The following is a 15,905-nucleotide window of genomic DNA, read 5'->3' as shown; positions in this document are numbered from 1 at the left end:
TTTCAGCTTGATCCAGATTTTTAAAGAGCAAATATCTCAAACGTGACTCGTAAGTCAGTTTTGAGATATGACGGCAGGTGACTTTCACTCACGAACCAGCAAGTGGCGTCCCCTAGGGGATTCGAACCCCTGTTACCGCCGTGAAAGGGCGGTGTCCTGGGCCTCTAGACGAAGGGGACGTGTAGTCTCAATCGCAAGACGCCTTGCTATTTACTTTTCATCAGACAATCTGTGTGAGCACTACAAAGGCAGGTTCTTTAAGGTAAGGAGGTGATCCAACCGCAGGTTCCCCTACGGTTACCTTGTTACGACTTCACCCCAGTCATGAATCACAAAGTGGTAAGCGCCCTCCCGAAGGTTAAGCTACCTACTTCTTTTGCAACCCACTCCCATGGTGTGACGGGCGGTGTGTACAAGGCCCGGGAACGTATTCACCGTAGCATTCTGATCTACGATTACTAGCGATTCCGACTTCATGGAGTCGAGTTGCAGACTCCAATCCGGACTACGACGCACTTTATGAGGTCCGCTTGCTCTCGCGAGGTCGCTTCTCTTTGTATGCGCCATTGTAGCACGTGTGTAGCCCTACTCGTAAGGGCCATGATGACTTGACGTCATCCCCACCTTCCTCCAGTTTATCACTGGCAGTCTCCTTTGAGTTCCCGGCCTAACCGCTGGCAACAAAGGATAAGGGTTGCGCTCGTTGCGGGACTTAACCCAACATTTCACAACACGAGCTGACGACAGCCATGCAGCACCTGTCTCAGAGTTCCCGAAGGCACCAATCCATCTCTGGAAAGTTCTCTGGATGTCAAGAGTAGGTAAGGTTCTTCGCGTTGCATCGAATTAAACCACATGCTCCACCGCTTGTGCGGGCCCCCGTCAATTCATTTGAGTTTTAACCTTGCGGCCGTACTCCCCAGGCGGTCGACTTAACGCGTTAGCTCCGGAAGCCACGCCTCAAGGGCACAACCTCCAAGTCGACATCGTTTACGGCGTGGACTACCAGGGTATCTAATCCTGTTTGCTCCCCACGCTTTCGCACCTGAGCGTCAGTCTTTGTCCAGGGGGCCGCCTTCGCCACCGGTATTCCTCCAGATCTCTACGCATTTCACCGCTACACCTGGAATTCTACCCCCCTCTACAAGACTCTAGCCTGCCAGTTTCGAATGCAGTTCCCAGGTTGAGCCCGGGGATTTCACATCCGACTTGACAGACCGCCTGCGTGCGCTTTACGCCCAGTAATTCCGATTAACGCTTGCACCCTCCGTATTACCGCGGCTGCTGGCACGGAGTTAGCCGGTGCTTCTTCTGCGGGTAACGTCAATCGCTGAGGTTATTAACCTCAACGCCTTCCTCCCCGCTGAAAGTACTTTACAACCCGAAGGCCTTCTTCATACACGCGGCATGGCTGCATCAGGCTTGCGCCCATTGTGCAATATTCCCCACTGCTGCCTCCCGTAGGAGTCTGGACCGTGTCTCAGTTCCAGTGTGGCTGGTCATCCTCTCAGACCAGCTAGGGATCGTCGCCTAGGTGAGCCATTACCCCACCTACTAGCTAATCCCATCTGGGCACATCTGATGGCAAGAGGCCCGAAGGTCCCCCTCTTTGGTCTTGCGACGTTATGCGGTATTAGCTACCGTTTCCAGTAGTTATCCCCCTCCATCAGGCAGTTTCCCAGACATTACTCACCCGTCCGCCGCTCGTCACCCAGGAGCAAGCTCCCTGTGTTACCGCTCGACTTGCATGTGTTAGGCCTGCCGCCAGCGTTCAATCTGAGCCATGATCAAACTCTTCAATTTAAGTTTGATGCTCGTGAATTAAACTTCGTAATGAATTACGCATGTTCACTCAGAGACTTGGTATTCATTTTTCGTCTTGCGACGTTAAGAATCCATGTCACTTTGAGTGCCCACACAGATTGTCTGATAAATTGTTAAAGAGCAGTGCAACGCGGCTTTCGCTCACCGTTGCGAGGTGGCGTATATTACGCTTTCCTCTTTCAGAGTCAACCCGTTATTGCAGGATTTTTTCTCTTCAACCGACCGGGCTGTTTGTGAAGTGATTCACATCCGCCGTGTCGATGGAGGCGCATTATAGGGAGTTCGCGAACGACCGCAACCGAAAAGTTGCAAAAAAATGACTGACTGCTGCATTCCCCAGCAAAACCCCGCCTTATACCCTTTTATGCACAAAGTTATCCACAGTGATGCGAAAAAGTGAAAATGTGCGAGCGTTGCGCAAACGTTTTCGTTAAAATGCTCGCGCTTAACAAGGATGCCTCGTCAGGTGTGTTAGATGAGTTTTTCGCAGGAAAATTCATCTAACGCTCTCTGTAATCGTGAAATCCAGGGGATTTACCATGCAACAACGTCGTCCAGTCCGCCGCGCTCTGCTCAGTGTTTCTGATAAAGCCGGTATCGTTGAATTCGCTCAGGCACTTTCTGCACGCGGTGTAGAACTGCTTTCTACAGGCGGTACCGCTCGCCTGTTAGCAGATAAAGGTCTGCCGGTAACCGAAGTGTCCGATTACACCGGTTTCCCGGAAATGATGGATGGACGCGTCAAAACCCTGCATCCGAAAGTCCACGGCGGTATTCTTGGCCGTCGCGACCAGGACGACGCCATTATGGAACAGCACGACATCGCGCCGATCGACATGGTTGTCGTTAACCTCTACCCGTTTGCCCAGACCGTTGCCCGCGAAGGCTGTTCTCTGGAGGATGCCGTAGAGAATATTGATATTGGCGGCCCAACCATGGTGCGCTCAGCAGCCAAGAACCATAAAGATGTGGCTATCGTGGTGAAGAGCAGCGATTACGAGACCATTATTAATGAGATGGATGCCAACGAAGGGTCGCTGACTCTGGATACCCGTTTCGACCTCGCCATTAAAGCTTTCGAGCACACCGCAGCGTATGACAGCATGATCGCCAACTACTTCGGTAGCCTGGTGCCGGCTTACCACGGTGAAAGCAAAGATCCTTCTGGCCGCTTCCCGCGTACCCTGAATCTGAACTTCATTAAGAAACAAGATATGCGTTACGGTGAGAACAGCCACCAGCAGGCTGCCTTCTATATAGAAGAAGAGGTAAAAGAAGCCTCTGTTGCGACCGCTCAGCAGGTTCAGGGCAAAGCGCTCTCCTATAACAACATTGCCGACACCGACGCGGCGCTGGAATGCGTGAAAGAGTTCAGCGAGCCGGCCTGCGTTATCGTCAAGCACGCCAACCCATGCGGCGTGGCGGTAAGCACCTCTATTCTGGATGCCTACGATCGCGCCTACAAAACCGACCCGACCTCCGCGTTCGGCGGCATTATCGCCTTCAACCGCGAACTGGATGCTGAAACCGCACAGGCCATTATCTCCCGCCAGTTTGTCGAAGTGATTATCGCGCCATCGGCCTCCGAAGAAGCGCTGAAAATCACCGCGGCAAAACAGAACGTGCGCGTACTGATTTGCGGCCAGTGGGCAGAACGCGTGCCGGGCCTGGACTTCAAACGCGTAAACGGCGGCCTGCTGGTTCAGGACCGCGATCTGGGCATGGTGACAAAAGCCGACCTGCGCGTGGTGACCAAACGCCAGCCGACCGAACAGGAACTGCGTGACGCGCTGTTCTGCTGGAAAGTGGCGAAGTTCGTAAAATCCAACGCCATCGTCTATGCGAAAGAGAACATGACTATCGGGATAGGCGCAGGCCAGATGAGCCGCGTTTACTCTGCGAAAATCGCGGGTATTAAAGCAGGTGACGAAGGTCTGGAAGTCAAAGGCTCCGCCATGGCCTCTGACGCCTTCTTCCCGTTCCGTGACGGTATCGACGCCGCAGCCGCTGTGGGCATCACCTGCGTGATCCAGCCAGGCGGTTCAATCCGCGACGACGAAGTGATTGCCGCTGCCGACGAACACGGCATCGCGATGATCTTCACCGACATGCGCCACTTCCGCCATTAATTCCCGGAGCTGAAAATGAAAGTATTAGTGATTGGTAACGGCGGACGCGAGCACGCGCTGGCGTGGAAAGCGGCGCAGTCTCCGCTGGTGACAACGGTCTTCGTGGCACCGGGCAACGCCGGTACCGCACTGGAACCCGCGCTGCAGAACGTGGCTATCGGCGTGACCGACATTCCGGCGCTGCTGAGTTTTGCCCAGAGCGAGAAAATCGACCTGACCATCGTCGGCCCGGAAGCGCCGCTGGTGATTGGCGTGGTGGATGCGTTCCGCGCAGCGGGCCTGAAAATTTTCGGCCCAACGGAAGGCGCCGCGCAGCTGGAAGGCTCCAAAGCCTTCACCAAAGATTTCCTCGCGCGTCATAACATCCCGACGGCGGAATATCAGAATTTCACTGAAGTGGAGCCTGCTCTGGCCTACTTACGTGAGAAGGGCGCGCCGATTGTTATCAAGGCCGACGGTCTGGCCGCCGGTAAAGGCGTGATCGTCGCGATGACGCTCGACGAAGCCGAAGCCGCAGTTCAGGATATGCTGGCGGGCAATGCTTTCGGTGATGCGGGCCACCGCATCGTGATCGAAGAGTTCCTCGACGGTGAAGAAGCAAGCTTCATCGTGATGGTCGACGGTGAGCACGTTCTGCCGATGGCCACCAGCCAGGACCACAAGCGTGTGGGCAATGGCGATACCGGCCCGAATACCGGTGGAATGGGGGCTTACTCCCCCGCTCCGGTAGTGACTGACGAAGTTCACCAGCGCACCATGGATCGCATCATCTGGCCTACCGTGAAGGGAATGGCGGCAGAAGGTAATACCTACACCGGTTTCCTTTACGCAGGTCTGATGATCGACAAGCAGGGTAACCCTAAGGTCATCGAATTCAACTGCCGTTTTGGCGATCCGGAAACGCAGCCAATCATGCTGCGCATGAAATCCGATCTGGTGGATCTGTGCCTGGCAGCCTGCGATGGCAAGCTGGACGAGAAAACCTCCGAGTGGGACGAGCGTGCGTCTCTCGGCGTGGTGATTGCTGCGGGTGGTTATCCGGGCAACTACAGCACCGGTGATGAAATCCACGGCCTGCCGCTGGAAGAGATTGAAGGTGCGAAGGTGTTCCACGCCGGTACGAAGCTGGCTGGCGACGATCGCGTCCTCACCAACGGCGGCCGCGTGCTGTGTGCAACCGCGCTGGGCCATACCGTGGCAGAAGCGCAGAAGCGCGCCTATGCGCTGATGGCAGATATTCACTGGAACGGTAGCTTTAGCCGTCAGGATATCGGCTATCGCGCGATTGCACGCGAGCAGGGGGAGTAACGGAACCGTCTGTTCCCCCTCACCCTGACCCTCTCCCTCAAGGGAGAGGGGATTTACCTCAGAAACTCTTCTCTGTCGGCTGCCAGGTGCAGAAGTCTTCGTTCGCCACCAGCAGCAGCTGAGAGCCTTCCGGCGCCTCAAGCCACGCCACGCTCACTTCCATTGATGAATGACGCTGACGGCGTTGAATGTGTTCGGTTGCCCAGGATTCGAGCTCAGGCTTGACCGTCTGCCCTTCGCAGGTTGTCACCGACCCATCGGCATGCCAGCGCCCCTGGCGCAGCACAACGCGTCCCAGACGAAGCGCATCGCTGGTCTGGCGGATTTGTTCGGCACGATAACGGTAGAGGGCGATTTGATCGCTGGAAAGCTGCTGTTTTTGACCGCTGACTTCGCGCTGCATAAAGCTCAGCTCGCCATGGTCGTCAAAACGCACTTTCACATGTTCGGGGGTTTTGCTGTAGACGTTCAGTTCAATCAGCGACAGGTCATCTCCCTGCCAGCGATATTCCGCAGTCGACGTATTGCCGTTATGCCACGGGCTGAAGGCAGAAAGCAGATGAACTTCGCCGCCGGAATCTTTGCGCCAGACCCTAACCGCGCCCTGGTTGTCCGCGTAACCGCTGGCGGTAAACGGCGGCAGGGAGGTGTCGTGGCTACAGGCTGACAGCAGCAGCATGCCTGCCAGCGCGAGCGTTCCACGCCAGAAAGACAAAAGGGGCGTTACCGCCCCTTCGCTAAAACTGTTCACTGCCACGCGTCTTACTTAACAGCGTCTTTCAGTGCTTTACCAGAAACAAATGCCGGCACGTTAGCTGCGGCGATTTTGATTTCTTTACCGGTCTGCGGGTTGCGGCCAGTACGCTCAGCGCGGTGGTTCACTTTGAAGGTACCGAAACCAACCAGTTGTACAGCATCACCTTCTTTCAGAGACTCAGTAATAGCAGCCAGGGTAGATTCCAGAGCAGCTTTAGCCTGCACTTTAGACAGATCAGCCTTGTCCGCAATTACATCAATCAGTTGAGTCTTGTTCATAAGTTATCCTTTCAATGTGTTTATCGCTTGCTAAGCATCGAGTGCGACGAAAATGCCAAAAAAGCACTCTCCTGCATACACGCACCGATAGCCACTTTTTTTCGCCCCCCAAATGTAGACCAGACAAGGGGCGAAAGGGAAGAGTCGAGGAGCGACAAAACGGGCGTTATCTCAAGATTTATTGTCTCATTGGTTAAAAATTATACCAACATTGCTCTCGCCAGCCTCTCGTAAGTCCGCGCGCAGCCCTTTTATCAGCTCAATATCGCGTTCTTCACACTCTGCTAACAGGCGGAAAATTTCCCACTGAATGTCCCATTCTTGCTCAACCGCCGGGTTCGCACGCAGCTCTTCGTCGGTCATTTCCCGACCTTCCTGGGTCATTTCCAGCATCGCGACGGTCGTAATAGATGCCTTACTGACTTCAATAGCGTGCTCCAGCGTTTCACCGCTCAGTCGGGAGTGCAGCAGTTCGCTTAACGCCACGCAGGCATCAATTGCCGGGTAGACGCCGTACAGGTCAAAATCATCCGCCACCGGAATCGCCTCTTCCAGCTTTTCGAGCTGAGAGTCGAAATTCACCTTCGCGTCTTTCACCGTCAGCGTTTCCCAGATCAGATCCAGAATGCGGCGGTAGATATGGCCATCACCAAAACCCGTCTGCTTGCAGAACGCGGCATAGTTGGGATACATGCGCTCGCACAGGCAAGCCATAAAGGTGACGTGCTGCCAGCTTTCCAGCTTTTCAAGGCGCAGGTGAATTGGGTTTTGTAGCATGATGATCTCTCGAATCGAAAATTAGGCGCAGTTTACCTGAATCATCGCTGAATTTCCTGCCAACGAACAAAAGCCGGACGTGAAGACGCCACGGCGTCTGCCCAGCGCGTCGGCTCCGGCAAGCGGTAGCCCTTCATGCAGCGCTGCACCCACGCGAGGGCGCTGTCCATGCTCACACGGTGCCCGGTAGCGATAAAGAGCGGGTTACAGCGTGCCTTGCTGCGCCAGACCCACGCCAGCTGCTCGCCTTTATGGATGAGCGGCGCCAGCGCACCCGGCTCGGATGAAAGAGGTTCAAACGCGCCGCACAGGCGTTTCTTGGCGACGCCAATGGTCGGCACATCCACCAGCAGCCCAAAATGACTGGCAACGCCTAAACGACGCGGGTGTGAGATCCCGTGCCCATCGACAAACAGCAGGTCAGGTTTTTGCGAAAGCTGCTCCCACGCTGCCAGCAGCGCGGGATATTCGCGGAAGGAGAGAAAGCCCGGAATGTACGGCATGGTGGTCGCGATACGCGCGACCTTGTACTCCACCAGCTCAAGCGAAGGGTATTTCAGTACCACCATCGCCGCTCGCGTCACGTCCCCACCCTGCTCGAATCCGACGTCTGCTCCGCCAATGTACTGCGGAGGGTCCTTATCCAGACGATCCTCGCGGATCACCGATGAGGCCAGTTCGATTTGTTGAGCGCGTAGCGACGCGAGATCCATAACGACTCCTTACTTGTGATACTGGGCAGAAAGCCGATGCACCGCCTCCACAAATACGCCTGCGTGTTCTGGCGGCACATCCTGATGAATGCCGTGGCCGAGGTTAAAGACGTGGCCTTCCCCCTGGCCGAAACCAGACAGTATAGTCGACACTTCTTCTTCAATGCGGGCTGGCGGCGCATAAAGCATGGACGGGTCCATATTGCCCTGCAGCGCTACTTTGTCGCCCACGCGACGACGCGCATCGGCAATATCGGTGGTCCAGTCGAGACCCAGCGCGTCGCAGCCGGTTGCCGCCATCGCTTCCAGCCACTGGCCGCCACCTTTGGTGAACAGCGTCACCGGCACGCGGCGACCTTCGTTTTCACGCAGCAGGCCATCAACGATTTTATGCATGTAATACAGGGAGAACTGCTGATAATCGCGCCCGGTCAGCACGCCGCCCCAGGTATCGAAAATCATCACCGACTGCGCGCCCGCCTTAATCTGCGCGTTCAGATAGAGCGTAACGCTCTTCGCCAGCTTGTCGAGCAGCGCATGCAGGGCCAGCGGCTCGGCGTACATCATCTTTTTAATCATGGTGAAGGCTTTGCTGCTGCCCCCTTCCACCATATAGGTCGCCAGCGTCCACGGGCTGCCTGAGAAGCCAATCAGCGGCACTTCACCTTTCAGCTCGCGGCGAATGGTGCGCACGGCGTTCATCACGTAGCCCAGTTCGCCTTCCGGATCGGGGATCGGCAGCTTGTCCACGTCGGCTTTGCTTTTGATCGGAGAGGTGAAACGCGGACCTTCACCGGTTTCGAAGTACAGGCCAAGGCCCATCGCATCCGGAATGGTCAGAATATCCGAGAAGAGGATCGCCGCATCCAGCGGGAAGCGGCGCAGCGGCTGGAGCGTCACTTCACAGGCCAGCTCGGCGTTTTTGCAAAGCGACATAAAATCGCCCGCCTGCGCGCGCGTGGCTTTGTACTCTGGCAGATAGCGTCCCGCCTGGCGCATCATCCACACCGGGGTGACATCAACGGGCTGGCGCAGCAGCGCACGCAGATAACGATCGTTCTTCAGTTCGGTCATTTTTGCAGTTCCTTAAGCGTCATGGCCTCAGTGTAACACTACTCATACTCGGCCCGACACATCGCCACGGTATCTTCTATCAGCCGACGCGCCACGGTGCCCGGCGGAGGTAACAGGGGTAAATCGTCGTAGCGATACCAGTTCGCGTCCAGCAGCTCTTTCTGATCGATAACGATCTCGCCGCTGTCATAGTCGGCCATAAAGGCCGTCATCAGCGACTGCGGGAACGGCCACGGCTGGGAGGTGACGTAGCGCAAGTTCTTCACTTTGATCCCGCTCTCTTCCATCACCTCGCGCGCCACTGCCTGCTCCAGCGTTTCGCCCACCTCGACGAACCCGGCCAGCACGGTATGAATGCCGTTGCGATGGCGGGTATGCTGTGCAAGCAAAATAGAGTCATCCCGACGGATAGCGACGATAATGCACGGCGCAATTTGTGGGTAATAACGTTCGCGGCAGTGGCTGCAGAGCATCGCCCACTCGGTTTTACTCGGGTGCATGGTATGGCCGCAATAGCCGCAGTATTTGTGCGAGCGGTAAAACTCCGCCAGCTGCACGCCCCGCCCCGCCAGCTGGAACAGGCCTACGTCCAGATCCAACACCTGGCGAACGGATCCCATATCCTGACGACGCGCTTGCTGGATCAACCACACGGGCTCACCCTGCCACTCGCCGATCTCTAGCGCAGGCTGGCCCACGAGATCGAACGTTTCCGCCGCACCGTAGGGCAGTTCTCCACCGGGCAACCATAATTTTTGTTCGTGGCTGACGATCCACCAACCCAGATCTGATTTTTCAATAATACGATCCATATCTATTGCACTACCTTCGCTTCACTGACATGTTGTTAGCATTGTGGTTACATTCTGGATGAGCAGATTCAATCCTACACTTTGCGGAGTCGACCATGTTAAACCAGCTAGAAAGCCTGACTGAGCGCGTTAGAGGAAGTAACAAACTGGTGGATCGCTGGCTGCATGTGCGCAAGCATCTACTCGTGGCTTATTACAATCTGGTCGGCATTAAGCCTGGCAAAGAATCGTTTATGCGACTGAACGAAAAAGCGCTGGATGATTTTTGTCAGGGCCTGGTCGACTATCTGTCCGACGGCCATTTCAATATTTATGAACGCATTATCCGCGAAATGGAAGGGACAACGCCGTATTTAGCGGCCAGCAAGCTCTATCCGCTGCTGGAAGCCAATACCCAGCAGATCATGGATTACTACGATTCCACGCTTGAGAACGCCATCGATCACGATAACTATCTTGAGTTCCAGCAGGCGCTATCCGACCTCGGCGAAGCGCTGGAGGAGCGATTCACGCTGGAAGACAAGCTGATCTCTCTCGCCCTGGACAATGATTTGAACATCAGTAACGAAGAGAACGTCGCGCGCCCTGCTTGAGTTCTTAATCGTTAACGAGTAATTTACAACCATTCGCCCCTCTCACGAGGGGGATTTTTCTTGTCGGAGTGCCCAGAGCGAAAGCCGGGCTGAGACCGTTAATTCGGGATCCGCGGAACCTGATCAGGCTAATACCTGCGAAGGGAACAAGAGTCACACTGCTGTTGTATCGCCCCCCGGGCGATCCTCTCTTGCTTCATCCGTCGTCTGACAAGCCATGTCCTTCACTTTTGGAATGAGCTATGTCTACTGCAAAACTGACCCGCCGCGAACAGCGCGCACAGGCCCAACACTTCATCGACACCCTGGAAGGCACCGCTTTCCCGAACTCGAAACGCATCTACATTTCCGGCTCGCAGGACGATATTCGCGTTCCGATGCGCGAAATCCACCTCAGCCCGACGCTTATCGGCGGCAGCAAAGAGAATCCGCAGTATGAAGACAACGAAGCCGTGCCGGTGTATGACACCTCCGGCCCATACGGCGATCCTGATGTTGCCATCAACGTCCAGCAGGGGCTGGCAAAGCTGCGCCAGCCGTGGATTGACGCGCGTAACGACTGCGAAGAGCTGAGCGTGCTCAGCTCTGCGTACACCAAAGAGCGCCTGGCCGACGACGGTCTGGACGAGCTGCGCTTTACCGGCCTGCTGACGCCAAAACGTGCTAAAGCAGGTAAATGCGTGACCCAGCTGCACTACGCCCGCCAGGGTATCGTCACGCCGGAGATGGAGTTCATCGCCATCCGTGAAAACATGGGTCGCGAGCGTATCCGCAGCGAAGTGCTGCGCTATCAGCATCCTGGTGAAGGCTTTGGCGCTCGCCTGCCGGAGAACATCACGCCGGAGTTTGTGCGTGACGAAGTGGCCGCCGGCCGCGCGATTATCCCCGCCAACATTAACCACCCGGAGTCCGAGCCGATGATTATCGGCCGCAACTTCCTGGTGAAGGTCAACGCTAACATCGGTAACTCGGCCGTCACCTCCTCCATCGAAGAAGAGGTGGAAAAGCTGGTCTGGTCCACGCGCTGGGGTGCGGACACGGTAATGGATCTCTCCACCGGCCGCTATATCCATGAAACCCGCGAATGGATCCTGCGTAACAGCCCGGTACCGATTGGCACCGTCCCGATTTATCAGGCGCTGGAGAAGGTCAACGGCATTGCCGAAGACCTCACCTGGGAAGCGTTCCGCGACACCCTGCTGGAGCAGGCGGAGCAGGGCGTGGACTACTTCACCATTCACGCGGGCGTGCTGCTGCGCTACGTGCCAATGACCGCGAAGCGTCTGACCGGCATCGTCTCGCGTGGCGGCTCCATCATGGCGAAGTGGTGCCTCTCCCATCACCGGGAAAACTTCCTCTATGAACACTTCCGCGAAATTTGCGAGATCTGCGCCGCCTATGACGTCTCTCTGTCACTGGGCGACGGCCTGCGCCCGGGCTCCATCCGTGACGCCAACGACGAAGCGCAGTTTGCCGAGCTGCACACGCTGGGCGAACTGACCAAAATCGCCTGGGAGTATGACGTGCAGGTGATGATTGAAGGCCCGGGACACGTGCCGATGCAGATGATCCGCCGCAACATGACCGAGGAGCTGGAGCACTGCCACGAAGCGCCGTTCTACACGCTGGGGCCACTGACCACCGACATCGCGCCGGGCTATGACCACTTCACGTCAGGCATTGGCGCGGCGATGATCGGCTGGTTCGGCTGCGCCATGCTGTGCTACGTGACGCCGAAAGAGCACCTCGGGCTGCCAAACAAAGAGGACGTGAAGCAGGGGCTGATCACCTACAAGATTGCCGCCCACGCGGCGGATCTGGCCAAAGGCCATCCGGGCGCGCAAATCCGTGATAACGCCATGTCGAAGGCGCGCTTTGAATTCCGCTGGGAAGACCAGTTCAACCTGGCGCTGGATCCGTTCACCGCCCGCGCCTACCACGACGAAACCCTGCCGCAGGAATCGGGCAAAGTCGCGCACTTCTGCTCCATGTGTGGGCCGAAGTTCTGCTCGATGAAAATCAGCCAGGAGGTGCGCGACTACGCCGCCACGCAAACCATTGAAGTGGGTATGGCGGACATGTCCGAAACCTTCCGCGCCAAAGGCGGCGAAATCTACCTCAAAAAAGAGGAGGCGTAATGTACCAGCCCGATTTCCCACCCGTTCCCTACCGTTTAGGGCTCTATCTGGTGGTGGACAGCGTGGCGTGGATAGAGCGCCTGCTGGAGACAGGCGTTCGAACGATCCAGCTGCGCATCAAGGATAAACGCGATGACGAGGTGGAAGCCGATGTGGTTGCCGCCATCGCGCTGGGGCGCCGGTATAACGCCCGTCTGTTTATCAACGACTACTGGCGGCTGGCCGTTAAGCACCGGGCGTACGGCGTGCATCTGGGTCAGGAGGATTTGGAAACAACGGATCTGAGCGCAATCCGTGAAGCCGGGTTGCGTCTGGGCGTGTCAACGCACGATGACATGGAGATTGACGTGGCCCTGGCGGCCCGTCCCTCTTACATCGCGCTTGGTCACGTCTTCCCGACGCAAACCAAGCAGATGCCCTCCGCTCCGCAGGGTCTGACGCAGCTGGCAAGTCACGTTAAACGCCTTGCCGATTACCCCACCGTCGCCATCGGCGGAATCAGCCTTGAACGTGCCCCGGCGGTGCTGGAGACCGGCGTCGGCAGTATCGCCGTCGTCAGTGCCATCACCCAGGCCGCAGACTGGCGGTCCGCCACCGAACAGCTGTTACAGCTGGCAGGAGCAGGCGATGAACGATCGTGACTTTATGCGCTACAGCCGTCAGATCCTGCTGGAGGATATCGCCATCGACGGCCAGCAAAAGCTGCTCGCCAGCCGGGTGCTGATTGTCGGTCTGGGCGGATTAGGCGCACCCGCCGCGCTTTATCTGGCAGGCGCAGGTATCGGTACGCTGGTGCTGGCCGACGACGACGAGGTTCACCTCAGCAACCTGCAGCGACAAATCCTCTTTACCACCGAGGATATCAACCAGCCGAAAGCGCAAATCACCCGGCAGCGCCTGAACCAGCTCAACCCGGATATCGCGCTGATTGCCCTGCAGGAACGGCTCAGCGGTGACAACCTCAGCCGTGAAGTCGCCCTTGCTGACGTGGTGCTGGACTGTACCGACAACATGGCGACGCGCCAGGCGATTAACGCCGCCTGCGTGGCAAATAATACGCCGCTTATCACCGCCAGCGCGGTGGGGTTCGGCGGGCAAATGATGGTCCTGACCCCGCCGTGGTCGCAGGGTTGCTATCGCTGCCTGTGGCCGGAAGATGCCGAACCGACGCGCAACTGCCGTACGGCGGGCATTCTTGGCCCGGTGGTCGGGGTGATGGGCACCATGCAGGCGCTGGAGGCTATCAAGCTGCTCAGCGGCATGGAGACGGAACGCAATACGCTGCGGCTGTTTGATGCCCGCTCCAGCAGCTGGCGCCAGCTGGCGTTACGCCGCGCCAGCCGCTGCCCGGTATGTGGAGACCGCGATGCGCATTCTGTTTAACGATGAGCCGATGAGATGCGACGACGGGCTTACCGTTGCCGCACTGCTCGACAAGCTGCGTCAGCTCAAGCCGGGAACGGCGCTGGCGCTCAATCAACAGATCCTGCCGCGCGAGCAGTGGGAACATCAGCAGGTCAATGAAGGCGACCAGATCCTGCTGTTTCAGGTTATCGCAGGGGGCTGAGATGTTACGTATTGCCGATAAGGTTTTTGATTCGCATCTGTTTACCGGAACCGGAAAATTCGCCTCGCCGCAGCTGATGGTGGATGCCATTCGCGAAAGCGGCAGCCAGCTGGTGACGCTGGCGCTCAAGCGCGTGGATCTGCGCCACCACAGCGATGCCATTCTGGCTCCGTTGCTGGAAGCAGGCGTCACGCTGTTGCCCAACACCTCCGGCGCCAAAACGGCCGAAGAGGCGATTTTTGCCGCGCAGCTGGCCCGCGAGGCGCTCGGCACCCGCTGGCTAAAGCTGGAAATCCATCCGGATGCCCGCTGGCTGCTGCCCGACCCGATTGAAACGCTGAAAGCGGCTGAAAAGCTGGTGCAGCAAGGGTTTACCGTTCTGCCTTACTGCGGCGCTGACCCTGTTCTGTGCAAACGTCTCGAAGAGGTCGGATGCGCTGCCGTCATGCCGCTGGGGGCCCCCATTGGCTCCAACCAGGGGCTGGAAACCCGCGCGATGCTGGAGATCATCATCGAGCAGGCCACCGTGCCGGTGGTCGTTGATGCGGGCATTGGCGTGCCCAGCCATGCCGCGCAAGCGCTGGAGATGGGCGCCGACGCGGTGCTGGTCAACACGGCCATCGCGGTTGCCGACGACCCGGTCATGATGGCGCGTGCATTCCGCATGGCCGTAGAGGCTGGCCTGCTGGCAAGGGGAGCCGGCCCCGGCTCGCGCAGTTTCCAGGCGCAGGCCACCAGCCCGCTGACCGGTTTTCTGGAGGCGATCTCATGAGCACGTTTACCGAGCGCTGGCGGCAGCTTAACTGGGACGACATTGCCCTGCGCATCAACAGCAAAACGGCGGCTGACGTGGAGCGCGCGCTGCATGCCCGCCATCTGACCCGCGAGGATCTGATGGCCCTGCTCTCCCCCGCGGCGAGCGCGTACCTCGAACCGATGGCCCAGCGAGCACAGCGACTCACCCGCCAGCGTTTTGGCAACACGGTGAGCTTCTACGTGCCGCTCTATCTCTCCAACCTGTGCGCCAATGACTGCACCTACTGCGGTTTTTCCATGAGCAACCGCATCAAGCGTAAAACGCTCGATGAAGATGAGATTTCCCGGGAGTGTGCGGCCATTCGTGAAATGGGCTTTGAACATCTTCTGCTGGTCACGGGCGAACATCAGGGAAAAGTGGGAATGGACTATTTCCGTCAGCACCTTCCCGCCATTCGTCGTCAGTTTGCGTCGTTGCAGATGGAAGTGCAGCCCCTGTCGCAGGAGGAGTACGCAGAGCTCAAAAACCTCGGGCTGGACGGGGTCATGGTCTACCAGGAAACATATCATGAGGCGACGTACGCCCGGCACCACCTGAAGGGTAAGAAACAGGATTTCTTTTTCCGGCTGGAAACGCCGGACAGGCTCGGCCGCGCGGGTATCGACAAAATCGGTCTGGGTGCGCTGATCGGGCTCTCCGACAGCTGGCGGGTGGATTGTTATATGGTGGCGGAACATTTGCTGTGGCTCCAGCAGCACTACTGGCAGAGCCGTTATTCCATCTCCTTCCCGCGCCTGCGCCCCTGTGCGGGAGGGATCGAACCGGCTTCGCTAATGGATGAACGCCAGCTGGTGCAGACGATCTGCGCGTTTCGCCTGCTCGCCCCGGAAGTTGAATTATCGCTCTCAACGCGTGAGTCCCCGGCGTTTCGCGATCGCGTTATCCCGCTTGCAATTAACAACGTCAGCGCGTTTTCCAAAACGCAGCCTGGCGGCTACGCCGACGATCGTCCGGAGCTGGAGCAGTTTGTGCCGCATGACGGGCGACGTCCGGAAGCGGTCGCCGCAGCCCTGACGGCGCAGGGCCTTCAGCCTGTCTGGAAAGACTGGGACAGCTGGCTGGGAAGAGCCTCGCAATGACGTTGAAACGCACAGCAACATCATAGAAATTTGTCGAGA

At 57.6% G+C, this 15,905-nt stretch carries 15 protein-coding genes, 1 tRNA gene, 1 rRNA gene and 1 riboswitch; of the genes, 9 read left to right on the top strand and 8 right to left on the bottom strand.

Translation table 11 applies throughout. The features are described from left to right. Nucleotides 1–103: 103 nt before the first annotated feature. Together FOY93_RS01180 and FOY93_RS01175 are read right to left on the bottom strand one after the other, a co-directional pair. Nucleotides 104–179, bottom strand: a tRNA-Glu gene (locus FOY93_RS01180). 84 nt (nt 180–263) lie between these two features. Continuing rightward, a 16S ribosomal RNA gene (locus FOY93_RS01175) occupies nt 264–1,803 on the bottom strand. 560 nt (nt 1,804–2,363) lie between these two features. Between FOY93_RS01175 and purH the strand changes: the two genes are divergently transcribed. Next, complete coding sequence (gene purH, locus FOY93_RS01170; protein WP_133293560.1) at nt 2,364–3,953, top strand: bifunctional phosphoribosylaminoimidazolecarboxamide formyltransferase/IMP cyclohydrolase; 1,590 nt, start codon at nt 2,364–2,366, stop codon at nt 3,951–3,953. 15 nt (nt 3,954–3,968) lie between these two features. Next, nucleotides 3,969–5,261 carry a phosphoribosylamine--glycine ligase gene (purD, locus tag FOY93_RS01165; protein WP_115877042.1) on the top strand — a complete coding sequence of 431 codons (1,293 nt, stop codon included), beginning with the start codon at nt 3,969–3,971 and terminating at the stop codon, nt 5,259–5,261. 58 nt (nt 5,262–5,319) lie between these two features. Here the strand turns inward: purD and FOY93_RS01160 are convergent, their stop codons facing one another. From FOY93_RS01160 to nudC, 6 genes are all read right to left on the bottom strand, one after another. After that, the gene (locus FOY93_RS01160) at nt 5,320–6,012 is read right to left on the bottom strand and encodes a DUF1481 domain-containing protein (RefSeq protein WP_115877041.1); all 693 of its coding nucleotides are present in this window, start codon (nt 6,010–6,012) and stop codon (nt 5,320–5,322) included. Between the two features lie 11 nt (nt 6,013–6,023). Beyond that, nucleotides 6,024–6,296: a nucleoid-associated protein HU-alpha gene (hupA, locus tag FOY93_RS01155; protein ID WP_002445246.1), complete on the bottom strand. Its 273-nt coding sequence runs from the start codon at nt 6,294–6,296 to the stop codon at nt 6,024–6,026. Between the two features lie 186 nt (nt 6,297–6,482). Further along, the gene (locus tag FOY93_RS01150) at nt 6,483–7,073 is read right to left on the bottom strand and encodes a YjaG family protein (RefSeq protein ID WP_143344511.1); all 591 of its coding nucleotides are present in this window, start codon (nt 7,071–7,073) and stop codon (nt 6,483–6,485) included. Between the two features lie 41 nt (nt 7,074–7,114). Continuing rightward, nucleotides 7,115–7,786, bottom strand: a complete 672-nt coding sequence (gene nfi / locus FOY93_RS01145) for a deoxyribonuclease V (protein ID WP_025910411.1) — start codon at nt 7,784–7,786, stop codon at nt 7,115–7,117. Between the two features lie 9 nt (nt 7,787–7,795). Beyond that, entirely contained in the window at nt 7,796–8,860 is a 1,065-nt protein-coding gene (hemE, locus tag FOY93_RS01140; RefSeq protein WP_029742041.1) for a uroporphyrinogen decarboxylase, read from the bottom strand. A gap of 38 nt (nt 8,861–8,898) precedes the next feature. Next, nucleotides 8,899–9,672, bottom strand: coding sequence for an NAD(+) diphosphatase (gene nudC / locus FOY93_RS01135; RefSeq protein ID WP_143344510.1), 774 nt, complete (start codon nt 9,670–9,672; stop codon nt 8,899–8,901). Between the two features lie 95 nt (nt 9,673–9,767). On the opposite strand from nudC, the gene rsd reads away from it, so the two are divergent. The 7 genes from rsd (at nt 9,768) to thiH (ending at nt 15,866) form a co-directional block, all read left to right on the top strand. Then, nucleotides 9,768–10,265 (top strand): sigma D regulator, encoded by a 498-nt coding sequence (gene rsd, locus FOY93_RS01130; protein WP_143344509.1) that lies wholly within the window; start codon nt 9,768–9,770, stop codon nt 10,263–10,265. A gap of 54 nt (nt 10,266–10,319) precedes the next feature. Further along, nucleotides 10,320–10,428, top strand: a riboswitch (TPP riboswitch). Between the two features lie 79 nt (nt 10,429–10,507). Next, on the top strand, nt 10,508–12,403 hold the full coding sequence (thiC, locus tag FOY93_RS01125; RefSeq protein ID WP_143344508.1) for a phosphomethylpyrimidine synthase ThiC: 1,896 nt from the start codon (nt 10,508–10,510) through the stop codon (nt 12,401–12,403). Continuing rightward, nucleotides 12,403–13,044 (top strand): thiamine phosphate synthase, encoded by a 642-nt coding sequence (thiE, locus tag FOY93_RS01120; protein WP_143344507.1) that lies wholly within the window; start codon nt 12,403–12,405, stop codon nt 13,042–13,044. The genes thiC and thiE overlap by 1 nt, the downstream gene beginning before the upstream one ends. Next, on the top strand, nt 13,031–13,786 hold the full coding sequence (gene thiF, locus FOY93_RS01115) for a thiazole biosynthesis adenylyltransferase ThiF (RefSeq protein ID WP_143344506.1): 756 nt from the start codon (nt 13,031–13,033) through the stop codon (nt 13,784–13,786). Before thiE ends, thiF begins: the two co-directional genes overlap by 14 nt. After that, nucleotides 13,770–13,970, top strand: coding sequence for a sulfur carrier protein ThiS (gene thiS / locus FOY93_RS01110; RefSeq protein WP_032644502.1), 201 nt, complete (start codon nt 13,770–13,772; stop codon nt 13,968–13,970). Before thiF ends, thiS begins: the two co-directional genes overlap by 17 nt. Nucleotide 13,971: 1 nt before the next feature. Then, nucleotides 13,972–14,742, top strand: coding sequence for a thiazole synthase (thiG, locus tag FOY93_RS01105; protein ID WP_111966108.1), 771 nt, complete (start codon nt 13,972–13,974; stop codon nt 14,740–14,742). Beyond that, nucleotides 14,739–15,866, top strand: coding sequence for a 2-iminoacetate synthase ThiH (gene thiH, locus FOY93_RS01100; protein WP_111966107.1), 1,128 nt, complete (start codon nt 14,739–14,741; stop codon nt 15,864–15,866). Before thiG ends, thiH begins: the two co-directional genes overlap by 4 nt. Nucleotides 15,867–15,905 lie beyond the last annotated feature (39 nt).

This window comes from Enterobacter sp. 18A13, assembly GCF_007035975.1.
GTDB lineage: Bacteria > Pseudomonadota > Gammaproteobacteria > Enterobacterales > Enterobacteriaceae > Enterobacter > Enterobacter vonholyi.
This window is presented reverse-complemented; position numbering and strand designations above follow the sequence as displayed.